Origin of the sequence: Saccharothrix carnea (genome assembly GCF_003014735.1) — a bacterium.
In the GTDB taxonomy this organism is placed as follows: Bacteria; Actinomycetota; Actinomycetes; order Mycobacteriales; family Pseudonocardiaceae; genus Actinosynnema; species Actinosynnema carneum.
In genome coordinates this window covers 233,770-258,966 of record NZ_PYAX01000003.1, presented here as the reverse complement: position 1 = coordinate 258,966, position 25,197 = coordinate 233,770, and the positions used below count along the sequence as shown (strand labels likewise).

Genomic DNA, 25,197 nt, shown 5'->3' with positions numbered 1-25,197 from the left:
GAAAATCCCTTCCTTCTTGCTTCGCCGGCTGGTTGGTCCCACCGGAGTCTCGGATTGCGGTCACGGCAGCCGGACGACCTGTCCCGCGTAGGACAGGCCGGCTCCGAAGCCGACGAGCAGCGCCACGTCACCGCTGCGCACCTCTCCCGCCGCGCGCATGTGGTCCAGCGCGAGGGGGATCGAAGCGGACGAGGTGTTGCCGGAGTCCACGATGTCACGAGCGATCACGAGGTCTTCACGCGCACCCTTGGCGCGCAAGCGCTTCGCGATGGCCTCGACGATGCGAAGGTTCGCCTGGTGCGGCACGAAGACGTCCACATCGGACACCTCCAGGCCGGCGAGCTCGATCGCCTTGAGCGCGACCGGCGCGATCTGCGTGGTCGCCCAGCGGAAGACCGACTGGCCCTCCTGGAAGATGAACGAGTGGCGGTCCCTGACCCCGATCATGTCGGCCAGGTCGCCCGCGCTGCCCCACGCCACCGGGCCGATGCCCGGCTCGTCGGCCGGGCCGACCACCGCGGCGCCCGCGCCGTCGGCGAAGATGATCGCGGTGGAGCGGTCGTCGGCGTCGACCCAGTCGGTCAGCTTCTCCGCGCCGATGACCAGCACGTACTTCGCCGTGCCCGCGCGGACCAGGTCCGAGGCGGTGCCCAGGGCGTAGCAGAAGCCCGCGCACGCGGCGTTCAGGTCGAACGCGGGTGCGCCCTTGATCCCGATCCGGTCGGCGACCTGCGCCGCCGCGTTGGGGATCTGGGACGGCATGGTGCAGGTGGCCACCAGGACCGCGCCGATGTCGGTCGGTGCGAGCCCGGCGTCGGCCACGGCCTTCGCGCCCGCCTCGATCGCCATGTCCACCAGCAGCTCGTCCGGCTTGGCCACGCGGCGGTTGACGATGCCGACCCGGTCGCGGATCCACTCGTCCGAGGTGTCCATGCGCAGGCTCAGGTCGTGGTTGCTGACGATCGTCTCGGGCTGGTAGCTGCCCAGGCCGAGGACGCGGGTGCCTGCGGGGCCCGCGGGGAGGGAGAAGGCGCTCACCCGGCCACCTCCGCGGCGTTGATCATCTCGACGACCTGGTCGAGCTGGTCGGGGGTCTTGAGGCCCAAGGTGGGTGTGCCCTTCAGTTCGCGCTTGGCCAGGCCGGTCAGCGCGCCCGCGGGCGGCAGTTCGACCACCGCGGTCACGCCGTGCCCGGCCAGGGTTGCCTGGCAGGCGTCCCACCGCACGGGGCGGGTCACCTGGGAGATCAGTCGGCTCAGCACCTCGTCGCCCGCGGACACCACCGCGCCGTCCGCGTTGGACAGCAGCGGCAGCGCGGCGTCCTTCACCACGATCCCGGCGGCACGGGCGCGCAGCGCGTCCTCGGCGGGCGCCATGAACCGGGTGTGGAACGCGCCCGCGACCTTCAGCGTGCGGATCTTCGCCCGCTCGGGCGGCTGCTCGACCAGCGCGGCCAGCGCGTCCAGCGGGCCCGCGGCCACGATCTGGCCCGCGCCGTTGCGGTTCGCGCCGACCAGGCCGAGCTCGTCCAGCCGGGCCAGCACCTCGTCCTCGTCGCCGCCGAGCACCGCGGCCATGCCGGTCGGCGTCAACGCGCAGGCGGCGGCCATCTCGGCGCCCCGCACGGCGGCGAGCGCCACGGCGTCGTCGGTGCTCAGCACGCCCGCGATCGCGGCGGCGGCCAGTTCGCCGACCGAGTGGCCGCCGACGATCGTGTCGGCGGGCAGTTCGACCCGGCGGCGCAGCTCCTCGTAGGCCAGCAGGGCGAGCGCGACCACCAGCGGCTGGGTGACGGCGGTGTCCTTGATCTCGTCCGCGTCCGCGGTGGTGCCCAGCCGGACCAGGTCGAGACCGGTCGCCTCGGACCACGCGGCGACGCGCTCGGCGGCCCCCTCGACGTCGAGCCAGGGGGTCAGCATGCCGGGTGTCTGGGACCCCTGTCCGGGGGCTAGGAGCGCGATCACCCGCTCACTGAACACGGTCGCGGCCGTTTCCGGTGATGTCGCCACGGACGAAACCCGGGACGATGTGTTGTAGGGTCTCTACAAATGTGACTCGGAGATGAACGTAGAACGACGTCGCGTGTTGTCGATCCCGACCCAATCGGACATGCGTCGTGCGTCACACCCGGCTGGGCGTCCTCCGGGCGGGTCACCACAGGCCGCGGGCGCGGGCCAGCCTGCCCACGGAGAGCGCCACCCTCAGCACCAGAGCGTCACGGGGGTCGTTCGCGTTGCGCCCGGTGAGCTCGGTGGCGCGCTTGAGCCGGTAGCGGACCGTGTTGGGGTGCACGAACAGCTTGCGCGCGCACGCCTCCAGCACGCCGCCCACCTCCAGGAACGCGTCCACGGTCTCCAGCAGCGAGCCGCCCGCGTCCTCCAGCGGCCTGGCCACCCGGTCCACCAGCTGCCACTCGGCCTCCGGGTCACCGGCCAGCGCCCGCTCCGGCAGCAGGTCCAGCGATCGCACCGGCCGCGGCGCGGCGGGCCAGCCCACCACCGCGCGCAGCCCCGACAGCGCGTCGCTCGCGCTGCGGTGCGCCTCCGCCAGGCTCGTCACGGTCGGGCCGGCCACCACCGCGCCCGGCCCGAACGCGTCGGACATCCGGACCAGCGACTCGTCCCGTTCCGTCTCACCGCCCAGCACCACGACCAGCCGCGAGCCCTGCACGCTCAGCAGCACCGGCCGGCCCGCCCTGGCGGCCCGGCTGCGCACCTCGAACACCACCGCGGGCGGGTCGTCCGATGGCGGGTTGCCCACCAGCACGGTCGCCTCCGCCGCCGGGTCCCAGCCCAGCGCCGTGGCCCGCGACAGCAACGACTCCTCCGCGTCACCACGCACGATGCCGTCCACGACCAGTGCCTCCAGCCGGGCGTCCCACGCACCGCGCGCCTCGGCCGCCGCCGCGTACGACGTGGCCGCGGAGAACGCGATTTCCCGCCCGTACCGCAGCACGCCCTCGGTCAGCAGCGCGCGCTCGGCCTCGTTCTCGGCCAGCTTCGGCAGCAGTTGCTCGAACAGCTCCAGCGCGATCCGCACCAGCTCCACGGTCTGCCGCAGGCTCACCCAGCGCGAGATGTCCTTCGGCGCGGAGCGGAACGCCTCGGCGGTCAGCCGGATGGCCTGCTGCGGGTCGTGCAGCCAGGACACGAACCCGGCCACGCCGTTCTGGATCAGCAGCAGCACGCCGGCCCGCTGGTCGGCGGGCATCCGCCGGAACCACGGCAGGCGCTCCTCCATCTCGGCCACGCTCGCCGCGGCCAGGTCGCCCGACGCCCGTTGCAGCGTTCGCAAGGTGGCCCGCGACAACGCGGTTGAGCTGGTCATACCCCACACGATCGCACGGGCCGCCCAGGGCGACACCAACGAGTGACTACCCCTGACGCTCCGCGCCGATCGTCCTACGGTCGGTGGCGTTCTGACCGGCTCGCCTGGGAGGGTCTCGTGCGCAGGTACATGTCAGTCGGCCTGGTGGTCGCCGCCGTGCTGGCGACGGCGGTCGCGCCGTCGTTCGGAGCGGCGAGCGACGATCCGCTGGCCGAGTTCCACACGCAGCAGCTCACCTGGACGCCGTGCAAGCAGGCGCTGGAGTGCGCGGAACTGGTGCTGCCACTGGACTACACGCGTCCCGGCGCCGACCGGATCTCGCTGGTGATCAGCCGCAAGAAGGCCGCCGAACCCGCGCGCAGGCGCGGCATCCTGGTGCTCAACCCCGGCGGGCCGGGCGGTTCGGGCCTCGGCATGCCGTCGTTCCTGGCGGGCAGCGAGGTGGCCAAGGTCTACGACCTGATCGGGTTCGACCCGCGCGGCGTCGGCGGTTCGACCGCGCTGACCTGCCGCACGGTCCCGGAACTGGCCACGGCCGACACCCGACCGGCTGATTCCGAGTTCCCGAAGTGGGCCGCCGAGGCGCAGGCCGCCGAGGACGCCTGCCACCGCGCGGCGGGAGGCATCCGGCCGTTCATCAACACCGCCAACACCGCGCGCGACCTCGACGTGGTGCGGGCCGTGCTGCGCGAGGAGAAGCTCAACTACCTGGGCTACTCCTACGGCACGTACCTGGGCGCGGTGTACGGCAGCCTGTTCCCGACCCGGCTGGACCGCAGCGTGCTCGACTCGGCCGTGCACCCGGAGTGGATCTGGCGCGAGCAGTTCCGGGCGCAGGCGGTGGCCTACCGGCGCAACGTCGAGGCGTGGTCGGCGTGGGTCGCCGAGCGCCACGACCGGTTCCAGCTCGGCGCGACCCCCGAAGCGGTGATGACCACCGTGGAGTCGGTCGCCACCGCCCTCGCCCTGGAACCGGTGGGCGACGCGACCCGCACCCGCTTCGACGCCGCGGTCGGCGTCGGCGCCCGTTACCGTCCACTGTGGTCGGACCTCGCGGTGGCGGTGGCCCAGCTGCAGGCGGGCTCGCCGTCCGACGCGGGCGCGCTGATGTCCGGCGAGGCGGAGGACGAGCTGGTCTCGGGCGTGTTCAACACGGTGACGTGCGAGGTCGACTGGCCGACCGACCTGGAGACCTACTACGAGGACATGCGGGTCTTCCGCGACCGCTACCCGTACGGCTTCGGCGTCCTGCGCGCGGCGCCGACGACGTGCGCGTTCCGCAGCTTCGACCTGCCCGAGGCCGCGGTGGAGCTCGAGCGCGACGGTTACCCCGTGGGTGTGATCGTGCAGGCCGAGGGCGACACCCAGACGCACTACGAGAGCGGCCCGGCCATGGCGGAGCGGCTCGGGCACAACCTGGTCTCGGTGCGGGACGAGGGCAAGCACGGCCTCTACGGCAGCGGCAACGAGTGCGTGGACCGGGCCGTCAACCGGTACCTGGTCAACGGCGTGCTGCCGCCCAGCAGTTCGAACTGCCCCGGCGACCCGAGGCCCGACGTGGACCAGGCGACCTCGGCCGAGCACGTGCGGGCGTACCTGGCCGGCCGGGGCTTGTCCGCCCAGTTCTGACCGCTGTCCGAGACCCCCGACGCGAAAACGCCCGGCGCGAGAACCTCGCGCCGGGCGTTTCCCTCTCCCCGGTCCCCACCGGTGATTCCACTCTGGACTGCCGACGCGAGAACCGCCACGTCAGTCACCCTTTCGTGCCACCACTTCAGGTTGCCGGGTGATGCGGGCTGAGAAACGATCTCGGCAAGCGAAACGAAGGAGGGTCGTCGTGGGTACCCAGATCACCGAAGGACTCGGGCAGGCGTGGACGATGGTGGCCACGTTCGTACCGAAACTCCTCGGCTTCCTAGTCGTCCTGCTCATCGGCTGGCTCATCGCCAAGGCGCTGGCCAAGGCTGTCGGGTTCCTGCTCAAGCGGGTGGGCTTCGACCGCCTGGTCGAGCGCTCCGGCCTGGGCGGCGCGATGGCCAAGTCCCCGATCGACGCCTCCAACCTGATCGTCAAGCTCGTCTACTACTTCGTGCTGCTGATCGCGCTGCAGCTCGCGTTCGGCGTGTTCGGCACCGGCAACGCGGTGAGCGCCCTGCTCAACGACGTCATCGCGTACCTGCCGCGCATCGTCGTGGCGATCATCCTGGTGCTGGTGGCCGCCGCGATCGGCAAGGCGCTGAGCGGCCTGGTCACCGGCGCGCTGGGCAACCGGCCGTACACGAAGATCCTCGGCGGCATCACGCACGGCTTCATCGTCGCGCTCGGTGTCATCGCCGCGCTCAACCAGCTCGGCATCGCCGTCGCGGTCACCATGCCGGTCCTGATCACGGTGCTGGCCACGGTCGCCGGCGTGATCGTGATCGGCGTCGGCGGCGGCCTGGTCCGCCCGATGCAGCAGCGCTGGGAGGGCTGGCTCAACCGCATCCAGGAGGAGTCGGCGCACATCACGCCCTCGCCGCGCCAGTCCCAGGACACCGTGACCAGCCGGGCGCAGGAGCCCGTGTCTGCGGCGGCCCGCGCGTCCCGGCAGGCGCAGGTGGACCCGCCGACCCCGCCCGCCGGCATGCAGATGCCCCCGCGCACAGACGGGGCGTGACACCTCACCACGACTCCCTCCGCAGACGCCGACAGGCCCCGGACCCCGTGCTCGACGGGTCCCGGGGCCTGTCGGCGTTCTCCCCGGTCAGTCCAGCTCGTCGAGCACGTCCTCCCAGCTCACGTACGCGAAGCCGGTGGTCGCCAGGTCGTCGACGGTCGGGGTGCGCTCGCCGTCGTGCACGACCAGCAGGCCCTCGGGGTAGTCCCGGCCGAGGTCGGCGGTCACCAGGTGCGCGCCGTCCGAGTGCTCGACCGAGTCGTTGCCCCGGCCCGCGCCCACCACGAACTCGCCGACGTAGGCGTTGCGGCCGGTGCGCTCGTAGGCCACGAACCGCGAGTCGCCCTGGCTGGACGCGATCAGGTACCCGTCACCGACTGCCAGGCCCTCGGCGTCGGCGGTCAGGTGCCTGCCGCCGAAACCGGGGTCGGCGCCCGACACCGAGCACTCCTCGGTCTCCGGGTCGTAGCTCTGCGGTACCCCGAACGAGCGAACCTTGTCGATCAGCACGGGCGTGCCGAACCCGGTCGCGCGCAGCGGCACCCGCCAGATGCCGACGTCCTCCTGCGCCGCGTACAGCACGCCGTGCGCGGAGTCGACCACCATGCCCTCCAGCTGCGGGCCCTCGCCCGGCTCACCGCACGGCGTCCAGGTCGTGCCGTCCGGCAGCGGGAACGACGACGGCAGGTCCAGCGTGGCCGCGACCGCCGTGCCGACCGAACCCGCCGGGCCGGGCGTCACGCGCAGCAGCGCCACCCTGGTCTCGCTGCGCCGGTTCGTCACGACCACCGGCGTGCGGCCGACGAACCCGGCCGCCAGCCCGTAGGCCGTGTGCTGGTCGTCCACCTCCTCCTCCGACGAGGAGAACACCGGCCGCGCGCCGGGGTCGGTCACGTCCCGGACGACCGCCGCGCCCGCCGCCGCACCGCGCCCGTCGAGCTCGTAGACCCGGATCCGGTCCCGGCCCCGGTCGCTGACGAACGCGAGGTCACGGGACCGCCCGCCGACCGGCACGCGGCTGAGCACGTCGACGTTGTTGAACCGGCCCGGCTTGGCCTCCGGCGTCGGCGGCGCGGGCGCCGGGTAGGTGCCCAGGGTCCGGCCGGCCAGGTCGAACGCGGCCAGCCCGCCCTCCTTCAGCGTGCCGAGCACGACGCTCTGCCGCGCCGACCGCGGGTGCACCCAGATCGCCGGGTCGTCGGCGTCGGCGTTGGCCGGTGACCCGGACGCGTCGTCGACGAACGCCCGGGTCTGGGTGACCGGCACGACCTCGTCCGGTCCGGGGGAGGAGGCGATGAGCAGCGGCACCACCGCGGCCATGAGCAGGATTCGCATTCGGCGGAAGCTACCGACCGCCGGTGTACCGGGGCTGAAGTCGAGATGACCACGAGGGCGCGGGTTCTCGGATCGTGCGGACTGTGGCGTCGATCACCTCAGGAACAGTTCCGCGCGCCATGATGTTCCGACGCGATGAGAGACATGCGCTCCGGGGCTCGGTGGAACTCCGAACCGGCGGTGACAGCCCGCGACCCGCCCACCAGGGCGGTTGACCCGGTGGGATTCCGGGGCCGACGGTGAAAGTCCGGATGGGAGGCGCGCGTGCCGTTGTCCTGCCCTGCCCCGGGAACGCCTGTCAGGGGATGGAGGACGCGGTGCACGTCTTGTTGGAGCAGGGCTTCACGGTGTTCGGGCAGAAGGTGTCCTGGGCGGAGTTCATCGGCCAGGTCTTCGCGCTGGTGGTGGTGTACCTGGCGCAGAAGCGGTCGCTGTGGACCTGGCCCGTGCAGTTGGTCTCGGTCACGCTGCTGTTCGTGGTGTACGTGTCCGCGCAGCTCGGCGGCACGGCCGCGCGCCAGGTGGTGATCGCGCTGATCACGCTCTACGGCTGGTGGGCGTGGACGCGTCGGCGTGACCCGGTGTTCGGCGTGGTCGTCCGCAAGGGCACCGCGAAGGAACGCCTCGCCGTGGTGACGGCGTTCGTGCTCGGCACGGTCGGCTTCGCGCTGCTGCTGGACGCGCTGGACGCCTCGTGGGCGCCGTGGCCGGACGCCGCGATCTTCGTCGGCACCGTCCTCGCCTTCACCCTCCAGGGCTTCGGCCTGGTCGAGTTCTGGCTGGTGTGGCTCGTGGTGGACGCGATCGGCGTGCCGCTGCAGATCCAGTCCGGGCTGTGGTTCAGCGCCGCCGTCTACACCGTCTTCGCCGTCCTGGTGATCCGCGGCTGGATCGACTGGAACCGCGCCGCCAAGGCCACCACCACGCGGGTCAAGGCGGCCACCGCCTAGCCCCGCCCCTCCACGGCCTTGGCCAGGCCGGCCGCGAGGTCGTCGAGGGACTTGTCGACCGCTCTGGGGTTGTCCAGCGCGTGGTGCAGGTTCTCCTGCATCACGCTGGTCAACTCGTCGTAGTACGCCGACAGCGGCCGGATCCGCGCTTCGAGCACGCTCTCGCGCAGCTCGATCGGGACCAGGCCGGGCTCCTCGTACAGGGCCAGGGAGGTGGGCGCGAACCCGGCTCGCTGGAACGTCCGCCGCTGGTTGTCGTCGTTGGTGACGAACTTGATGAACTCGCGCGCGGTCTTCTGGTTGGCCGAGCACCGGGACACGGCCAGGTTCCAGCCGCCCAACGCGCTGGGGCCCGGCAGCGCGACCCGGCCCCACTTGCCGGCGACCCGCGACTCCTCGGCCTCCAGCACCGGCCCGGCGTACGGCCAGCTCCGCGCGAACAGGGCGCGGCCGGCCCGGAACTCGTCGAGGGACTTGTTCTCCTCGTAGTCGAGTGCCGCGCGGGGGATCCAGCCCTGGTCGATGCCGTCGGCCACCGCCTGCACCCCCGCCTTGGTCCGGGCGTCGTCCGGTCGTTCCAGGTCGCCGCCGTGCGCCCAGATGACCTCGGCCATGTTCACGATCAGGCCCTCGTACCGCTTGAACTGGCCGACGTAGCCGTGCAGGCCGCGGGGCGCGGCGATCTCGACGGCCTGCCGCCTCAACTCGGCCCAGGTGGTCGGCGGGCTGACGTCCGCCTCGGCGAGCAGGTCCTTGCGGTAGTAGAGCAGCCCGGCGTCGCTGCGCCACGGGACCGCCCACAGCCGCCCGTCGCCGGGTGACCTCGCCGCCGCGACCGCCTGCGGCAGCAACCGGTCGACGCCGAACTCCTCCGGGTCCAGCGGCACGACGTGCCCCGCCGCGGCGAACTCCGCCGTCCACACGTTGTCGAGGCCGATCACGTCGTAGCAGTCCGGGCTGTTGCGCACCCGCTCCAAGTCCTGTGCCCGTGCGGTCAACTGGGCGCGGTGGTCGTCGGTGGAACCCGGCATCTGCACGAACGTGACCTGCTCGCGCGGGCCGGCGCGCTCGTTCCAGCGCTCGACCAGCTTCGTCACCTGACCGTCCGCGCTGATGTCGCGGCTCTCCACGAAGGTGATCGACCCGGTGCCGCCCTCCGCCTCGTCCTCGACCCGGCTCGTGCAGGCCGACAAGAGCATCACCAGCACCATGACAACGCGGATCACGTCACCCTCCCCATGCCGCGCGTGCGACGTCGTGCACCGCTGCTTCCCGGCCCTCAGCGGCGCCAGGATCGTTCAAGCCGCCGACGACGTGGCACGGACCGTCCATGGCGGTGGCGGCGGCGTAGAGAGCCGTTGAGGGCGCGCAGGCACCCTCCGTGAAGCCGACCGCCACCACTCGGACGGGACGGCTGACGCCCTTCGCGAGGATCGGCACCGGTGTCGCCGACGCCAGCACCACGACGTGCGCGCCCGCTCGGACGCCCGCTTCGACCACGTCCTCGGTCAACGGCAGGGTGATCACCCGGTCACCCGGACCGGCCAGCCGCGACACCTGCTCGGCGAACAGGTGCGCGTCGGGCGAGCTGTCGGTGGCCACCCCGATCGTCCGCGGCCGGCTCGCGGCCTCCCACGCCTCCCGCACCGACCCCGGGCGCGGCTGGAGGGGCAGGTCCAGTGGTCGGTCGGGCCGCACGCCCGAATCCGGCGGCGCGATGACGTTCCAGGCCAGGTCGCGAAAACCCGCCCGCTTGAACACCGCCTGGGCACCGGGTGCCCGCAGGTGCTCCAGCAGCCGGTGCACGATCCGCTGCCGCCGCGGGTTGTGCCGCTGCGGCCGCTCGACCTCCACGAACGGGTGGTCCAGCACCAGCGCGCCGTCGCGCGGGTAGAGCACCCGGCAGCCGTCGGTGGCCGCCACCGCGTTCTCCGACCCGATCACCGCCACCTCGCCGACGCACGGCGCGTCGGTGCTCGTCCGTCGGGTGATGTCGTGCAGCACCCACGCCGCGCGGGGCGAGTCCAGGTCCGGCCCGAGCTCCGCCTGCGCCAACGCGGCGGCAGCCAGGAGACCGACACCCGACGACAGGTCCACCGCCGCCGGCTTGGCCACGTGCCGCCACTCGAACTCGCCGTCCGGCGCGATCTGCGCGGCCAGTTCCTCCGACGCGCCGAGCACCAGCGGCGACACCGCCACGCCCGCCCGGACGTGCAGCGTCACGTCGGGGCGCTCGCGCAGGTCGTCCCCGATGGCCAGGACCTCGGCCCTGCTGTCCGGCAGCCACACGTGCGGCTCGGCGCCCACCGCCGTCAGGTCACCCGGCTGCCAGCCCCGGCCCAGCGCCTCGGCCGCCGCCCTGGCGGAACCGCCCGTGAACACCAGCGCGTTGAACTCCTTGCAGCCCAGCGGGTTGTGCCTGCCGGAGTCGTCCTCCAGCTCCAGCGCGAGCGAGCGGACCACCTCCTCCTTCTCCGCCGACACCAGCACGTTCAGCTGGATCGGGGGAGGGCACGGCGGCACGGCGGGTGGTGTGGCGCGGGCGGCGTTCGTGGTGCCGACGAACAGCAGCGCCACCGCCAGCAGGACGGGCGCCACCGGCGGCCTGCGGCGCTTCCTGCGGTGCCGGGTCGGCCGCCGGCCGATCGCGGGCGTGCCGCCGTTCGGCACGTGCAGCCAGGCGTGCCCGTGCACCTCCTTGACGTCCACGCTCACCCGGCGGAACGCCTCCAGGTCCAGCGCCGGGTCGGGCCGCACCACGTCGGCGTGGATCCGGTCGGAGACGATCAGCGCGAACAACGCCGTCGAGCGGTCCAGCGCCTCGCGCAGCGGCCTGGAGTCCAGCAGCCGGAACGCCAGCGTCACGTCGTCGCCGACCACGCCCTCCGGGTCGTACTGCACCTCGCCCGCGGTGATCGCCATTCGCAGCCGGATCCGGGATTCCTCGGTGCGGGTGGCGTTGTACCGGCGCAACTGGCCCAGCAGGGCGTGGGGCACGCCGTCGACCACCCGGCTCTTGGGCACGTCGGGCGGCACGAGCACCAGCACGCCGTCGCCGCGGTCCTCGTGGTGCGCCGCCGACCAGTCCAGCCCGTTGTCCACGAACGCCGTCTCCAGCGCCGCGTAGAGGCCGCGCCGGATCTCCTCCTGCGGGACGCGCGGCCGGCCGCTGAACGCGGACACGTCCACGACCAGCACCGTGCGGTGCACCGCGTGCAGCGGCTGCGTCCCCATCCGACCCCTCGTTGGAACGCCGGGTTTGTGGGGCAAGTCTATGGGGTGGATCACATCCCGCAGCGCAATGCGGAGATTTCCGCTGGTCGGCCGCATTAGTGCGGAAACGCCAGGGGCGGTACGCGTGGATCGCGTACCGCCCCCGTGGTGCTCGTCGATCAGGCCAGGCCGGCGTCCGAGGTGGACGGGCCCGCCGCGCCGACGTCGTCGATCTTGTACTTGCGGGCCGCCTGCACGACCAGCGACTGCTGGATCTCGCCGCGCTTGGCCAGCGCCGCCAGCGTGGCCACCACGACCGACTCGGCGTCGACCAGGAAGTGCCGCCGCGCCGCCGGGCGGGTGTCGGAGAAGCCGAACCCGTCCGTGCCCAGCGTGGTCATGTCCGTCGGCACGTACGGGCGGATCAGGTCAGGCACCGCGCGCATCCAGTCCGACACCGCCACGACCGGACCGGCCGCGTCCGCCAGCGCCTGCGTGACGTACGGCACGCGCGGCTCCTGGTCGGGGTGCAGCAGGTTGTGCCGGTCGACCTCGACGGCCTCGCGGCGCAGCTCCGAGTACGACGTCGCCGACCACACGTCGGCCTGCACGCCCCACTCCTCGGCCAGCATCCGCTGCGCCTTGATCGCCCACGGCATCGCCACGCCCGAGGCCAGCAGCTGGGCCCGCGGCCCGGCCTGAGCCGGCGCCACCTGGTACCGGTACAAACCCTTGAGCAGGCCTTCCACGTCCAAGCCCTCCGGCTCGGCCGGCTGCTGGTACGGCTCGTTGTAGACGGTCATGTAGTAGAAGATGTTCTCGGCGTTCTCGCCGTACATCCGCCGCAGGCCGTCCTTGACGATGTGCGCCACCTCGAACGACCACGCCGGGTCGTACGCCACCACGGCCGGGTTGGTGTGCGCCAGCAGCAGCGAGTGCCCGTCCGCGTGCTGCAGGCCCTCACCGGTCAGCGTCGTGCGGCCCGCCGTGGCGCCCAGCACGAAACCGCGCGCCATCTGGTCCGCCGCCGCCCACAGGCCGTCGCCGGTGCGCTGGAACCCGAACATCGAGTAGAAGATGTAGATCGGGATCATCGGCTCGCCGTGCGTGGCGTAGGACGTGCCCGCCGCGGTGAACGACGCCGTCGAACCGGCCTCGTTGATGCCCTCGTGCAGGATCTGGCCCTGCTCGCTCTCCTTGTACGCCAGCATCAGCTGCGCGTCCACGGAGGTGTACATCTGCCCGTTCGGGTTGTAGATCTTCTGCGCCGGGAACATCGAGTCCATGCCGAACGTGCGCGCCTCGTCCGGGATGATCGGCACGATCCGCGCGCCGATCTCCGGGTCCTTGGCCAGGTCGCGGACCAGCCGGACGAACGCCATCGTGGTGGCGACCTCCTGCTTGCCCGAGCCCCTGCGCACCACGTCGTAGACCTTGTCGCCGGGCAGCACCAGCGCCTTGGACTTCGCCCGCCGCTCCGGCACGAACCCGCCGAGCTGGCGGCGCCGCTCCAGCAGGTACTGGATCTCCGGGGAGTCCTTGCCGGGGTGGTAGTACGGCGGCAGGTACGGGTCCAGGTCCTTGTCCTCGATCGGGATGCGCAGGCTGTCCCGGAAGAGCTTCAGGTCCTCGTGGGTCATCTTCTTCATCTGGTGCGTGGCGTTGCGCGCCGCGAAGTGCGGGCCCAGGCCGTAGCCCTTGATGGTCTTGGCGAGGATGACCGTCGGCTGGCCGTGGTGCTCCACCGCCGCCTTGTACGCCGCGTAGACCTTGCGGTAGTCGTGGCCGCCGCGCTTGAGGTTCCACACCTCGTCGTCGGTCATCGGCGCGACCAGCTCCTTGGTGCGCGGGTCGCGCCCGAAGAAGTGCTCCTTGACGTACGCGCCGTCGTTGGCCTTGTACGTCTGGTAGTCGCCGTCCGGCGTGGTGTTCATCAGGTTGACCAGCGCGCCGTCGCGGTCGGCGTGCAGCAGCGAGTCCCACTCGCGGCCCCAGATGACCTTGATGACGTTCCAGCCCGCGCCGCGGAAGAACGCCTCCAGCTCCTGGATGATCTTGCCGTTGCCGCGCACCGGGCCGTCGAGGCGCTGCAGGTTGCAGTTCACCACGAAGGTCAGGTTGTCCAGCTGCTCGTTCGCCGCGACCTGCAGCAGGCCGCGCGACTCCGGCTCGTCCATCTCGCCGTCGCCGAGGAACGCCCAGACGTGCTGGTCGGAGGTGTCCTTGATACCGCGGTCGTGCAGGTAGCGGTTGAACCGCGCCTGGTAGATCGCGTTCATCGGGCCCAAGCCCATGGACACCGTGGGGAACTCCCAGAAGTCCGGCATGAGCCGCGGGTGCGGGTACGACGGCAGGCCGCCGCCCGGTCCGGCGTGCGAGAACTCCTGGCGGAAGCCGTCGAGCTGCTCGGCGCTCAGGCGTCCTTCGAGGAACGCGCGGGCGTACACGCCGGGGGAGGCGTGACCCTGGATGAACACGTGGTCACCGCCGCCGGGGTGGTCCTTGCCCCGGAAGAAGTGGTTGAAGCCGACCTCGTACAGGCTCGCCGACGACGCGTAGGTCGAGATGTGGCCGCCGACGCCGACGCCGGGCCGCTGCGCGCGGTGCACCGTCATCGCCGCGTTCCACCGGACCCAGGCCCGGTAGCGGCGCTCCACCTCCTCGTCGCCGGGGAACCACGGCTCGCGCTCGGTGGGAATGGTGTTCACGTAGTCCGTGCTGGTCAGCGAAGGGACACCGACGTGGCTCTCCCTGGCCCGCTCGAGCAGCCGCAGCATCAGGTAGCGGGCGCGCTGCTGCCCGCCGCCCTTGAGCGCGGCGTCGAACGACTCCAGCCACTCCGCGGTCTCCTCCGGGTCGATGTCGGGGAGGTGGGCGGCCAGACCGTCACGGATGACGCGTACCCGCTCGGGGGTGTTCTGCGGGGCCAAGGGATCTCCTCGTTCCGGGGTCTTCTCAGCTCCATCGTCACCCGCCAGGCACGGTCCCGTCACCTCTACCGGTGAGTAACTCTGGATCGTTTCCTCGCGCGCGCGAATAGGAGGTGTGTAGAGCGTGCCTCATCCGGTCGGAGTACCGCACTCGGGGGTACCCGATGCGGCGTGTCTTGGCCGTTACGGTTGCGCGTGGCGGGGCTGACAGTGTTCGCTAGCCGCGACTGGTAGTGACATCGCGCGGCAGTCGTACCCCGGCTGCCGCTCTTGTGTACTTGGAGGAGTGGAAGCCGTGGTCGCCGCGGAAGACGCCGGCAAGATCGGTGTCGCCGACAGGCTCGGGATCGAACCGGGCAGCGTGGTCCAGGAGATCGGCTGGGACGAGGACGTCGACGACGACCTCCGCGCCGCGATCGAGGAGCGGGTGGGCGGTGATCTGCTCGATGAGGACTCCGACGACGTGATGGACGTGGTCCTGCTGTGGTGGCGCGAGGAGGACGGCGACCTGGCCGACGCCTTGATCAACGCCACCACGGGATTGGCCGACGACGGCGTGATCTGGGTGTTGACGCCCAAGACGGGGCGGGACGGTCACGTCGAGCCGAGTGACATCGCCGAGGCCGTGGCCACCGCGGGGCTCGCCCAGACCTCCAACATCACGGTGAGCGGTGACTGGTCAGCGACCAGGCTCGTCGCACCGAAGTCGGCCAAGTCGAAGCGCTAGCCGCGACGAGCAGCCGACCGCCCATGCCCTAGGCTCGACGGCGGGCTCCCCGATCGGGTGGAGCCCGTTCTTCGGGTTGCCCGGTTCGCGGCGTTTGTGGAGGGTTTGCATGGTCGAGGTCGGCGCTCAGGCCCCGGACTTCACGCTCAACGACTACAACAAGCAGCCCGTGACGCTGTCCTCGTTCCGCGGGGAGCGCAACGTGCTGCTGGTGTTCTACCCGTTCGCGTTCAGCGGCATCTGCACCGGCGAGCTGTGCCAGGTGCGCGACGAGCTGGCCGCGTACGAGGACGAGAACGTGCAGGTCATCGGTGTGTCCGTGGACACACCGTTCAGCTTGAAGGCGTGGGCCGCCCAGGAGGGCTACCAGTTCCCGCTGCTGTCGGACTTCTGGCCGCACGGGCAGGTCGCCCAGGCCTACGGCGTGTTCAACGAGCAGGCCGGCCTGGCCAACCGCGGCACGTTCCTCGTCGACACCACCGGCGTGATCCGCTACGCCGAGGTGAACGCCCCCGGCGAACCCCGCGACCAGGAGGCGTGGAAGAAGGCCGTAGCCGCCCTCTCCTGACCCCTCCTGATACCTTCCGGGCGCCGACTCACCACCGGCGCTCCTCCGGGCGCGTAGCTCAGCGGAAGAGCACTCGGTTTACACCCGAGCGGTCGCAGGTTCGAATCCTGCCGCGCCCACTGTGTCCCCTGGGGGTGCAACCCCCAGACCCCGCCCGGCGGGCTCCGCCCCCGGACCCCCGCCGTGGCTGTCGCCCCTGGCCCCCCACGTTGGCGGGCTTCGCTTCAGCGCTGCGCGCCTCCGCTGCGCCCGTCAAGCGGCACGTCGGGGTCCCGTTGCGTGCTTCAGGTCGCGTCCAGCCAGACGAGGTGTGCTCGCCGCACTCCGGCCGACTCGGAGCTGATCTCGAACAGGCTCCGCGCGTGTTCGGGGCTCTGGGAGCTGAGGTGGAAGTCGCCTTCCACCGAGTTCACCTCGGCTCGGTCTTCGTAGGCGAGGCCGTAGCCCGCGACGCGAATGTCCTCCGTGTCGCCGTACTCCTCCACGATTGCGAAAAGCCGTGGGGCTTCACCGGCGGCCAACGTGCGCATCGACTCGTTCACGCGCTCCTCCTCTCGTAGCCGTGGATGAGGTCCGCAAGCGCGTCGGCGGGCACCAGTCGACAGCCTGCTTGCTCCGGCGTGATCAGCCAGATCACCGGTGTGGTGTCGAGAGCACTCGGTGGCAGAGGCATGGGCATTCCCGCGTCCACCACCCGTGCCTGATCGCTCATCAGCACTGAGGGCAGCGGCGGGTGCACGAGGGAGTAAGCGATCGGCATGTTCGGGAGGGCCAGCACCGGCGTCGGCAAGGCGGCGAACCAAGGGTCGTCCGCCAGGGACATGACCAGCGACTCGGACACCGCGAAGGCACCCAGGCGCTCACCGGTCACGGTGAGGACGTTCGGTTCGTGGAGACCGGGCGTGGACCACCATTCCCGCACCAACGCGGCATCAGTGGTCGCCTCCTCGGTCGAGGCCAGGCACGGACTGGCGACTCGCCGTTCGGTCACCGGGTCGGCGAAGTGTCCGTTGTGCCAAATGGCTCCCGGCAGTACCGGCCAGCCCATCTCGGCATAGCTCAGAGCCGCTCGCAAAGCCGTCTGCGGTGGCGTGTCGGGCGTACTGGTCTGCAATGTCCTGCCTTTCCGCTGGGTGATCTTCGGCCAACGTAGGGACCACTGAGCGTCATGGGTTGTACAAAATGTGTGACGATCTGCCGGTTACGCTGGCGTCGCACCCATGGTTGACGACCAGCGGAGGAGGCGGATGTCGGACACCCCCGACAAGATCGGCGAACGCGTCCGCTACTGGCGCCTCCGTCGCAACCTCGGCCGCAAGCAGTTCGCGGACATGATCGGCCGGTCGACGTCGTGGCTGGACAAGGTCGAGTCCGGCGAGCGCGACCTGGTTCGCCTGCCGACCATCGAGCTGGTGGCCGAGGCACTGTCCATCGACCCGACGGTTCTCACGGATGCGCCCGCAGCGGCCCGTGCCGCCGACTGCGTGGACGCGGCGGAGGTCGCGGCCATCCGGGCGGCACTCGGCCGCTATCCGGGCTTGGCCGTACCTGCTCAAGAACCGCCTGAGGTCGCACACCTCGCCCGCGAGTCGGAGTACCTGGACCACGCCTGGACCTCGTCGCACTTCACCACCATCGCCCGACAGCTGCCCAAGCTGCTGGAAGGCGCCCAGGTGGCCACTCTCATGGCCCCCGAGTCAGAGCAGGTGTCAGCCCACCGCATCCTGGTGACGTCCTATCGCCTGGCGTCGTCGATGCTGCTCAAGTTCGAGAGTCACGACCTCGCCTGGCTGGCTGCCGACCGCGCCATGCACACTGCCCTGGAAGTGGATGACACCTGGGCACAAGCGCGAGCCACTCGCAGTGTCGCCCGAGCCATGACCGCCGCCCGTCAACGCCCAGGAGCCATCGAGGTCCTCTTGGGCATGACCGACCGGATGCGCGCCGACGTCCACCGCGCTCCCGATACCCTGCTCTCCCTCCACGGGATGCTTTACCTGGCCGCCGCCATCGCCGCCGCCGAGCAGGAGAACGCGGGGCTGGCGTTGTCGATGCACGAGGAAGCGCTCGATGCCGCCGAACGCATGGAGCCTCACTACGCGATCCACCACACGCATTTCGGTCTCGCCAACGTGGTCATTCACCGCGTGTCGGCTCTCGTCCGTCTCTACGAGGCCGAGGCGGCGCTCCGCTTCGCCGAGAGCATCCCCGCCGGTGCCATCAACGCCCTGCCACCGGAACGCCGGGCCAACTACCTGCTGGACCTGACCCAGGCCAACACCCACCGTGGCAACTACGCCGAAGCCGTTCGCGCCCTGACCCGGGCCGAGCGCATCGCGCCACAGGAAGTCCGTTGCCGACCGGCGGCTCACAGCCTCCTGCGCACCCTGCTGTCCGTCACCACCGGTGAGCCCGCCCGCCAAGTCCGTCAGATGGCCCAACGAGCCGGAGTACCCGCATGACCGAGCGAGTCCTGTACCTGATGATCTGCGGTGCCGGTCCGGCGGACCAGGTCGAAGTCGCCATCAGCCTCGCCCAGGACAGGGGATGGTCGGTCTACTGCGTGGCGACCCCTGCGGCGGTCGAGCACTTTCTCGACCTTGCGAAGGTGGAGCACCTCACCGGTCACCCCGTTCGCACCGGCTACCAGCGTCAAGGGCAGGCAGCGTTGCCGCGTGCCGACGCGGTCGTGGTCGCGCCCGCGACCTACAACACGATCAACAAGTGGGCGGCCGGCACTGCGGATACCTACGTGCTGACGCAACTCGCCGAGCTGACCGGGCTCGGCGTGCCGATCGCCGTCCTGCCCTTCGTCAACACGGCCCTCGCCGCGAACCCCGTCCTGCACCGCAGCATCGACGCGTTGCGGGCGTCGGGCGTGCGGGTGCTGTTCGGTGAGGACGGCTTCCGGCCTCACCCGCCGAGAACCGGCGGCAGCGTGCTGGCCGACTACCCGTGGCACCTGGCTCTCGACGCCGTGGAGTAGGTGTCAGGCATTCGGCTGTCCCCCGGGTTGTCCGACGTTTGTCGCGCCGTGACGATTCGACGATCGTCCCTTCCCGGCCTGGAATTCCCGTTTCAGGGGTGGCGCAGGCCGGGAAAACGCGCTCGGTCTCGTGGAATGGATGCACTCTTTGGGGTGTCATCCTGGACCGTTCCACATAACTGCGGAAGTTCGTTCCGGTCGCGTTGCTAGCCTCGCCATTCGCGCTGGTCGGGGGTGGGACGTGGGGTGGCGGTTCGCTCGTGGGCTCGTGCCGGGGTGAGGGATGGGCGCCTCGGTGGCATCGATGTCCGACAAACAGACGCAGGTCGTGACGACTGCTCGCGACGCCTACGTGGCGGGTCGGGACATCTACTTGAACGGCGCGCGGCCGGCCGATCCTCTTTACGATCGGAGTCGGCCGGTCTTCGTGCAGTACCTCAACCCGGAGATCCTGCACTGCTACGGCTTCCCCCTTCGGCGCGGGGAATCGCAGTTGACCACCGGGCAGGCGTTGTACGCGACGCGCCTCGCCGTGCTCGCGACCGACGCGAACCTGGTCATGCCCGCTTCCTACCTGTTCGAAGTGCCAGGCATACCGCGCCTGCTGGAGCTGCTGCGCGGCTTGGTCGCGCTGCAGCAGGTCGCCTACTGCGCACCGGTCCCGGACGTGGTGCGGTACGGCGAGCAGAAGGCCGCCGAGTACCGCGCGGACCCGCAGAACCCCTACGTGACGCCGACGTCCCTCGCCATAGCCCAAGACCTGGTCTGGAGTCCCCGCGGGGCGGGCTCGACCGCCGACCACATCGCCCGCCGGTGGGACGCGGCCCTGAGCCGGGACGGGGAGTTGGCCCGGCTGGCGGCGAGCCTGGCGAGGCACTGGCCCCCGGGGCACCGCGAACCGGAGGGCGAGTTGCGGGCCGTGCCCGAGAGGTTGGGGGAGCAGGCGTTCGTCACCCGGTTCGTCGCACGGGCGATTCCGGCCCGGCCGCGCCCGGAGGAGTTGGCGCGCATCGGTTGGTTCGTCTCCCGCGCCTACTTGTCGAGCTACCTGCACGACCTCGACGCCATCATCCTGCGGGACTTCCCCTTCGGCGGGCTGTCCTGCGGTGTGGAGCACGACCCGGGTGTGTCCGCGGTGTCCGCGCGGTCCCTGGATCTCGCGCTCCAGTGGCTCGGATTGGCCGAATTCATCCACGTCACCGCCTCGTGGGCAGAGCTGGTGCAACTGCGGTCCAACCCGGAATTCGGCTCGATAGCCGTGGCGAGCCAGTCCTCGGACCGGATGGAAGGTCTGCGCCGGGCGGTGGTGCGCTCACGCGCTTCCCGGCCGGCCGAAGTGAAATCCCTGGCTCAGGCCGAGTCCGCCGTCCGAATCGCGGCGGACTCGCTGTACGCATGACCGGAACGGGAGATCAATGATCATTTCGGTGTACTGCTCGGGCTCCATCGCGAAAGGCGAGGGCGATGAGCGGAAGCTGTGCTGGACCGACCTGGAACGCAAGCAGGTCCAGGAGGGAGCCCACCCGCTGGAGGTGGTGTTCCTGAACCCGGACGACCCGATCACCGACCCGGCCAACGTGCTGGGGCAGTTCGGGCGGGACATGTTCCAGGTGCTCATGGCGTCCGCGGTGGTGGTCGACGCGCGCGAGCGACGCGGTCTGGGCATCGGTGTGGAGATGGCCGCCGCGGCCTCGCTGCGGACGCCGGTGATCGTGGTGGCGCCGCGCAACTCGAAGTACCGCCGGGACCACCTGGAATACCGGGGGGCGCGCGTCAGCGACTACGTGCACCCGCACGTCGCCTCGCTGGCACTGGCGGTGGTGGACGACTTCACCGAGGCGGGAGAGGCACTGGGCAGGCTCCCGGCTGCTCCGCGCGACCCGGTCGGGACGCCCGCCTGGTTGCGGGCGTCGATAGACGAGTACCGGTCCAACGTGCTGGCGGGCGACCAGCCGATGCTGGACGCGCTGCACCGGCTCGGCGTCCACCGGTGACGGCGCACCGCGATGCGCCCTGACGTGGGAGAGAGCCGGGTCCGGGCAGGCCGTGCCTCGTCGTCGGTGACACCGTCGCGTCCGGCGCCACGGTGGTCTCGGCCCTCGACGCTTACCGGCAGGTGCACCGCCTCGAACGGCTCTTCCTGCTGTCGTACGCGGGCAGTGCGGTCGGAGCCCGGCGGATCACCGAGTTCTGCGCCCGGACGGGGATCGAGTGCACGATCCTGTACGGCCTGGCCGTGTTCGGCTTGGGTGCCAACGGGTTCGACCTGTCGTTCAACCACCCCGACACCGTCACCGCGGACGTCTACCGCGAGCGGGCGCGGCGGCTCTACGGCGACCGGCAGGTGTCAGGGGTCGGCTGGGACTTCGGGGCGCAGTTCATGGCGCCGGACAAGTACCGCGAGCTGTCCTGGCTGGAAGCACGCGCCCACGGCTTGCTGGACAGCCCGGAGTTCTCGTTCGCCCGCGAACCGGTCGACCTCACCTCGTTGGCGCGTGAGTCAGCGGCGTTCGGCGACGCGGTCGACCTGTCCTGAGAGCGCCGCCAACGCGGCACGGACCACGCGCTCGACGCGGGCGGTCGCGTCCACTTCGACGTAGGGCCACCGTTCGGCGAAGGCCCCGGCGATGTCCGCGGAACGCCGGGCGTGGGTCGACAACCGCGTCCAAGCCGTGCGCGCGGTGTCCTCGGCGCGCTCGTCGCGGCGGCGGATCCGCTCGATCGACACCGCCGCCGGCACGTGCAGCCCCAACCCGAGCACCTCCGCGCCCGGCACCCCGGCGGCGTCGAGCACGGCGGGGATGGCCAGGCACTGTTCCAGCGTCCGGGGGAACCCGTCGAAGACCAGGCCGGTGTGCCGACCGCGGCCGACCTCGCGCCGCACGATCCGGCAGTACAGCGCCACCGGCATCGTCTCGTCACGGGACAACCGGTCGGCGACGTCACGCCCGAGCTCGGTGTCCTCCTCGGCGGTGCGCCGCAGCACGTCGCCGCTCAGGAACTCCGCGCACCGCAGGCGCTCGGCGAGGTGCCGGACCACCGTGCTCTTGCCCGCTCCGGGGGCTCCGACGACGAACACGACGAGCGGCGCGGGGTCGGCTGATCGCACGGTGCCATCGAACCACCGGCGGGCGGTGAAGTCCGTCGCCTGATCAGGTGGCGATCAAGGGCGCCCGGCCAGTCCCGCACCCACGACGTGGCCCTCGCCGCCGGGGTGCTGCCCGAGCGAGGTCCAGAACACCTCACAGCACGGCTCGGGGGCCGACACGGGGTCGTTCGTGGACTCGGTGTGCCCCACCCGGCGCCACCGGCCTTCGTGCAGGCGGTAGGTGCGGCCGTGGAGGGTGGTGTCGAAGGTCAGCCAGTGGTCCAGGGGGATCGGGGCGGTGAGCAGTCGTTCGCGTTCCCGGTCGGCGCACGGGATGAGGCGGGACTGCTTCAGCTCGTCCGTCCTGGCGAACTCGGGGATGTGGGCGAAGCGGGCGGTGACGGTGGTGACGTCCAGGGTCGCGTCGAGGGGGAGTGGGCCGTAGCCGCCCACGTCGTTGGAGCGGAACGCCACCGTGTCGCGGGCCCGGTCCGCCGCGGCGGCGGGCCAGCGCAGCGCCAGTCGACCGAACCGGGTGCTGCCGCCCAGCGCGGCGGCGAGTCGGCGTTCCAGGGCGGCCAAGAGGGTGTCGTCTTCGAGGGCGTTCACGGCGGTCCGGTGCTCCTTCTGCGGGGTGGCGGAAAAGTGCGGGAATTGCTCCGGTGAATCGACGATCGCGCACGGGAGGGTGAAACGGCGGGGTCGGTCGGTGAGCGGCGAGAGGGCTGAGCCCGGCGGCGAAGTCGATCACAGCACGGCGATGAGGTGCGGTGATCGGGTCAGCGGTCCGGCTCGGGCACGCTGCGGTGGGGTGTCTGGTCGGTTCGGGTAGCGGTGGCAGAAAACAAGTCACTCGTTCGAGTGATTAGGTGGCTGGTCGGTGACCGTCAGGTGGTGAAAACGGTTTTCGAAAAACGCGCGGTATCGGTGCCGCAGAATTGTCCGACCGGTGCCCGGACCGTTCGGCGCACGGAAGCATCCGCTCGCCCCGAGTAGGCCGAACGGCGCATTAGGGGCTGCTAACCAGGTCCCCCTATGTGACATCCCCCTATCCCGGAGCGTGTCGAGGACGTAACTTCCTCGCATGTCGCCCAGGACGGTCACCGCGGTGGTCGGTGTCGCGTTCTTCCTGGCCGGGTTGCTGATCATGTTGCTGCCCCTGTCCACCGACTCGCCGGCGGGCGTTCCGGTCGCCTGCGGCAACAGCGTCGGCATGGGGTTCGACGAGGTCGCGGTCGAGGCCGAGGGTGCGGCGTTCGTCGAGATCTGCGGTCGGCTGCGGATGGAGCGGTTGGCCTGGGCGGCGCCGGTGACGGTCGTGGGGATGTTGTGCGTGGCCGGGACCCTCGTGGTGCGGCGCAAGTCGTCCCGGTAGCTACCTGCGAGTAGCTTCTACCGCATGAGGTGGATGGTCTACGGCGCTTACGGGTTCACGGGCACGCTCGTCGCGGAACTGGCGGTCCGGCGCGGGCTGCGGCCGGTGCTGGCCGGGCGGGACGCGGCGAAGGTGCGACCCCTGGCCGAACGGCTCGGGCTGGAGCACCGGGTGTTCGGCCTCGCCGAAGCGGTAGGGGCACTGGAGGACGTGGACGCGGTCGCCCACTGCGCCGGGCCGTTCTCGGCCACCTCCGGGCCGATGGTGGACGCCTGCCTGAAGAGCGGCACGCACTACCTCGACATCACCGGCGAGATCGACGTCTTCGAGGCCGTGAGCCGACGTGACGCCGAAGCCAAGGCGGCCGGGGTGGTGCTGCTGCCCGGCGCCGGGTTCGACGTCGTGCCCACCGACTGCGTCGCCGCCCTGCTGCACGACGCCCTGCCCACGGCCACGCACCTCGACCTCGCGTTCCTGGTCCAGGGCGGCGCCAGCGCGGGCACGGCGCGCACGGCCGTCGAAGGCTCGGGTGGCGGTGGACGGGCACGCGTGGACGGCGAGGTCCGGAACGTCCGGCTGGGCCACCGCCGGCGCACGGCGCACTTCCGCGACCGGCCGAGGGAGGTCGGCGCCATCCCGTGGGGCGACGTGAGCACGGCCTACCGGTCCACCGGCATCCCGAACATCACCACGTTCACCACGATCCCCGGCGTGCTGGGCAAGCTCCAGCCGCTCACCGCGCCGCTGCTGCGCACCAGAGCCGCGCAACGGCTCGGCACCGCGTTGGCCAAGCGCATCGGCGGCCCGAACGACACCACCAGGGCCAGGACGCGCAGCGAGGTCTTCGGCGAGGCCTGGGACGGCGACGGCAACCGGGTCCGCGCCGCGCTCACCGGCCCGAACGCCTACGACCTCACCGCCGACTCGGTGATCAAGGCGGTCCAGCGCCTGGCCGACACGACCCCCGGCGCGCACACGCCGTCCAGCGCCTTCGGAGCGGACTACGTCCGGGCGCTGGACGGCGTGGTGGTCAGCGAGCCGACAGCAGTGAGGTGATCTCCTGCGCGGCACTGCCCGCTTCGAGCAGGTGGTGGAGGTTCTCCGGCAGCACGTCGCCGCGCTTCTGCACGGCCTGCGCGTACAGCCGGCCGGCGCGGTAGGACGAGCGCACCAGGGGACCGGCCATGACACCGGAGAAGCCGATCCGCTCGGCGGTCTCCTTGTGCGTCACGAACTCCTCCGGCTTGACCCACCGCTCCACCGGGTGGTGCCGGGGCGAGGGCCGCAGGTACTGCGTGATGGTGATGATCTCGCAGCCCGCGTCGTACAGGTCGCTCAACGCCTCGGTGACCTCGTCCGGCGTCTCGCCCATGCCCAGGATCAGGTTGGACTTCGTCACCAGGCCCGCCTCGCGGGCCGCGGTGATGACCTCCAGCGACCGCTCGTAGCGGAACGCCGGCCGGATGCGCTTGAAGATGCGCGGCACGGTCTCCAAGTTGTGCGCCAGCACCTCGGGCCGTGACGAGAACACCTCGGCCAGCTGCTCGGGCACCGCGTTGAAGTCGGGGATCAGCAGCTCCACGCCGGTGCCCGGGTTCATCGCGTGGATCTGGCGGACGGTCTCGGCGTACAGCCAGGCACCGCCGTCCTCCAGGTCGTCACGCGCCACGCCGGTCACGGTCGAGTAGCGCAGACCCATGGCCTGCACCGACTCCGCCACCCGACGCGGTTCATCGCGGTCGAGGTCGGCGGGCTTGCCGGTGTCGATCTGGCAGAAGTCGCAGCGACGGGTGCACTGCTCGCCACCGATCAGGAAGGTGGCCTCCCGGTCTTCCCAGCACTCGTAGATGTTGGGACAACCGGCCTCTTCGCACACCGTGTGCAGGCCCTCGCGTTTGACCAGGCCCTTGAGCTCCCGGTACTCGGGGCCCATCTTCGCCTTGGTCTTGATCCACGAGGGCTTCTTCTCGATGGGCGTTTGGCTGTTGCGGACTTCCAGCCGCAGCAGCTTCCGACCTTCAGGTACGACGGTCACGACTTCA

At 71.2% G+C, this 25,197-nt stretch carries 24 protein-coding genes, 1 tRNA gene and 1 riboswitch; of the genes, 13 read left to right on the top strand and 12 right to left on the bottom strand.

Going from position 1 to position 25,197, the window contains the following annotated elements:
* Window positions 1–60 precede the first annotated feature (60 nt).
* The 3 genes from B0I31_RS09485 to B0I31_RS09475 form a co-directional block, all read right to left on the bottom strand.
* Window positions 61–1,038, bottom strand: coding sequence for a beta-ketoacyl-ACP synthase III (locus tag B0I31_RS09485; RefSeq protein ID WP_106614963.1), 978 nt, complete (start codon window positions 1,036–1,038; stop codon window positions 61–63).
* Window positions 1,035–1,979, bottom strand: a complete 945-nt coding sequence (locus B0I31_RS09480) for an ACP S-malonyltransferase (protein ID WP_281262291.1) — start codon at window positions 1,977–1,979, stop codon at window positions 1,035–1,037. Before B0I31_RS09480 ends, B0I31_RS09485 begins: the two co-directional genes overlap by 4 nt.
* A 172-nt stretch (window positions 1,980–2,151) precedes the next feature.
* A complete protein-coding gene (locus B0I31_RS09475) occupies window positions 2,152–3,327 on the bottom strand; it encodes a PucR family transcriptional regulator (RefSeq protein WP_106614962.1) in 1,176 nt (391 codons plus the stop codon).
* Between the two features lie 117 nt (window positions 3,328–3,444).
* Between B0I31_RS09475 and B0I31_RS09470 the strand changes: the two genes are divergently transcribed.
* Window positions 3,445–4,956: an alpha/beta fold hydrolase gene (locus B0I31_RS09470; protein WP_245949772.1), complete on the top strand. Its 1,512-nt coding sequence runs from the start codon at window positions 3,445–3,447 to the stop codon at window positions 4,954–4,956.
* Window positions 4,957–5,164: 208 nt separating this feature from the next.
* Complete coding sequence (locus tag B0I31_RS09465; RefSeq protein ID WP_106614960.1) at window positions 5,165–5,983, top strand: mechanosensitive ion channel family protein; 819 nt, start codon at window positions 5,165–5,167, stop codon at window positions 5,981–5,983.
* Between the two features lie 87 nt (window positions 5,984–6,070).
* Here the strand turns inward: B0I31_RS09465 and B0I31_RS09460 are convergent, their stop codons facing one another.
* On the bottom strand, window positions 6,071–7,318 hold the full coding sequence (locus tag B0I31_RS09460) for a phytase (protein WP_245949771.1): 1,248 nt from the start codon (window positions 7,316–7,318) through the stop codon (window positions 6,071–6,073).
* 143 nt (window positions 7,319–7,461) lie between these two features.
* Window positions 7,462–7,585, top strand: a riboswitch (FMN riboswitch).
* A 50-nt stretch (window positions 7,586–7,635) separates the two neighbouring features.
* On the opposite strand from B0I31_RS09460, the gene pnuC reads away from it, so the two are divergent.
* Window positions 7,636–8,268: a nicotinamide riboside transporter PnuC gene (gene pnuC, locus B0I31_RS09455; RefSeq protein ID WP_106615395.1), complete on the top strand. Its 633-nt coding sequence runs from the start codon at window positions 7,636–7,638 to the stop codon at window positions 8,266–8,268.
* Here pnuC and B0I31_RS09450 read toward each other — a convergent pair.
* The 3 genes from B0I31_RS09450 to aceE form a co-directional block, all read right to left on the bottom strand.
* Window positions 8,265–9,494: an ABC transporter substrate-binding protein gene (locus B0I31_RS09450; RefSeq protein WP_146173789.1), complete on the bottom strand. Its 1,230-nt coding sequence runs from the start codon at window positions 9,492–9,494 to the stop codon at window positions 8,265–8,267. The genes pnuC and B0I31_RS09450 overlap by 4 nt on opposite strands.
* 1 nt (window position 9,495) lies before the next feature.
* A complete protein-coding gene (locus B0I31_RS09445) occupies window positions 9,496–11,502 on the bottom strand; it encodes a nucleotidyl cyclase domain-containing protein (protein ID WP_106614958.1) in 2,007 nt (668 codons plus the stop codon).
* 158 nt (window positions 11,503–11,660) lie between these two features.
* Window positions 11,661–14,411 carry a pyruvate dehydrogenase (acetyl-transferring), homodimeric type gene (aceE, locus tag B0I31_RS09440; protein WP_106614957.1) on the bottom strand — a complete coding sequence of 917 codons (2,751 nt, stop codon included), beginning with the start codon at window positions 14,409–14,411 and terminating at the stop codon, window positions 11,661–11,663.
* Between the two features lie 295 nt (window positions 14,412–14,706).
* Between aceE and B0I31_RS09435 the strand changes: the two genes are divergently transcribed.
* The 3 genes from B0I31_RS09435 to B0I31_RS09425 all read left to right on the top strand — a co-directional run bounded on the left by B0I31_RS09435 (window position 14,707) and on the right by B0I31_RS09425 (window position 15,825).
* A complete protein-coding gene (locus tag B0I31_RS09435; protein WP_106614956.1) occupies window positions 14,707–15,138 on the top strand; it encodes a DUF3052 domain-containing protein in 432 nt (143 codons plus the stop codon).
* A 109-nt stretch (window positions 15,139–15,247) separates the two neighbouring features.
* Window positions 15,248–15,706: a peroxiredoxin gene (locus B0I31_RS09430; RefSeq protein ID WP_106614955.1), complete on the top strand. Its 459-nt coding sequence runs from the start codon at window positions 15,248–15,250 to the stop codon at window positions 15,704–15,706.
* 47 nt (window positions 15,707–15,753) lie between these two features.
* Window positions 15,754–15,825: transfer RNA gene (locus B0I31_RS09425), tRNA-Val, on the top strand.
* Window positions 15,826–15,990: 165 nt separating this feature from the next.
* Here B0I31_RS09425 and B0I31_RS09420 read toward each other — a convergent pair.
* Entirely contained in the window at window positions 15,991–16,248 is a 258-nt protein-coding gene (locus B0I31_RS09420) for a hypothetical protein (RefSeq protein ID WP_181320076.1), read from the bottom strand.
* The gene (locus B0I31_RS09415) at window positions 16,245–16,820 is read right to left on the bottom strand and encodes a bifunctional DNA primase/polymerase (protein ID WP_146173788.1); all 576 of its coding nucleotides are present in this window, start codon (window positions 16,818–16,820) and stop codon (window positions 16,245–16,247) included. The genes B0I31_RS09420 and B0I31_RS09415 overlap by 4 nt, the downstream gene beginning before the upstream one ends.
* Window positions 16,821–16,953: 133 nt before the next feature.
* Here B0I31_RS09415 and B0I31_RS09410 point away from each other — a divergent pair, with 133 nt between their 5' ends.
* From B0I31_RS09410 to B0I31_RS09390, 5 genes are all read left to right on the top strand, one after another.
* Window positions 16,954–18,168, top strand: coding sequence for a helix-turn-helix domain-containing protein (locus tag B0I31_RS09410; RefSeq protein ID WP_106615394.1), 1,215 nt, complete (start codon window positions 16,954–16,956; stop codon window positions 18,166–18,168).
* On the top strand, window positions 18,165–18,692 hold the full coding sequence (locus tag B0I31_RS09405; protein ID WP_106614953.1) for a flavoprotein: 528 nt from the start codon (window positions 18,165–18,167) through the stop codon (window positions 18,690–18,692). The genes B0I31_RS09410 and B0I31_RS09405 overlap by 4 nt, the downstream gene beginning before the upstream one ends.
* A gap of 304 nt (window positions 18,693–18,996) precedes the next feature.
* Complete coding sequence (locus B0I31_RS09400) at window positions 18,997–20,091, top strand: hypothetical protein (RefSeq protein WP_146173787.1); 1,095 nt, start codon at window positions 18,997–18,999, stop codon at window positions 20,089–20,091.
* Window positions 20,092–20,107: 16 nt separating this feature from the next.
* On the top strand, window positions 20,108–20,686 hold the full coding sequence (locus tag B0I31_RS09395; protein WP_106614951.1) for a hypothetical protein: 579 nt from the start codon (window positions 20,108–20,110) through the stop codon (window positions 20,684–20,686).
* A 92-nt stretch (window positions 20,687–20,778) separates the two neighbouring features.
* Window positions 20,779–21,228: a chaperone modulator CbpM gene (locus B0I31_RS09390; protein WP_106614950.1), complete on the top strand. Its 450-nt coding sequence runs from the start codon at window positions 20,779–20,781 to the stop codon at window positions 21,226–21,228.
* Here B0I31_RS09390 and B0I31_RS09385 read toward each other — a convergent pair.
* Window positions 21,193–21,801, bottom strand: a complete 609-nt coding sequence (locus B0I31_RS09385) for a nucleoside monophosphate kinase (RefSeq protein ID WP_106614949.1) — start codon at window positions 21,799–21,801, stop codon at window positions 21,193–21,195. The genes B0I31_RS09390 and B0I31_RS09385 overlap by 36 nt on opposite strands.
* Window positions 21,802–21,855: 54 nt before the next feature.
* On the bottom strand, window positions 21,856–22,389 hold the full coding sequence (locus B0I31_RS09380) for a DUF6119 family protein (RefSeq protein WP_181320075.1): 534 nt from the start codon (window positions 22,387–22,389) through the stop codon (window positions 21,856–21,858).
* Window positions 22,390–22,864: 475 nt separating this feature from the next.
* Here B0I31_RS09380 and B0I31_RS09375 point away from each other — a divergent pair, with 475 nt between their 5' ends.
* Complete coding sequence (locus B0I31_RS09375; RefSeq protein WP_106614947.1) at window positions 22,865–23,155, top strand: hypothetical protein; 291 nt, start codon at window positions 22,865–22,867, stop codon at window positions 23,153–23,155.
* A 24-nt stretch (window positions 23,156–23,179) separates the two neighbouring features.
* A complete protein-coding gene (locus tag B0I31_RS09370; RefSeq protein ID WP_106614946.1) occupies window positions 23,180–24,211 on the top strand; it encodes a saccharopine dehydrogenase family protein in 1,032 nt (343 codons plus the stop codon).
* Here B0I31_RS09370 and lipA read toward each other — a convergent pair.
* A complete protein-coding gene (gene lipA, locus B0I31_RS09365) occupies window positions 24,186–25,190 on the bottom strand; it encodes a lipoyl synthase (protein WP_106614945.1) in 1,005 nt (334 codons plus the stop codon). The genes B0I31_RS09370 and lipA overlap by 26 nt on opposite strands.
* Window positions 25,191–25,197: the final 7 nt, after the last annotated feature.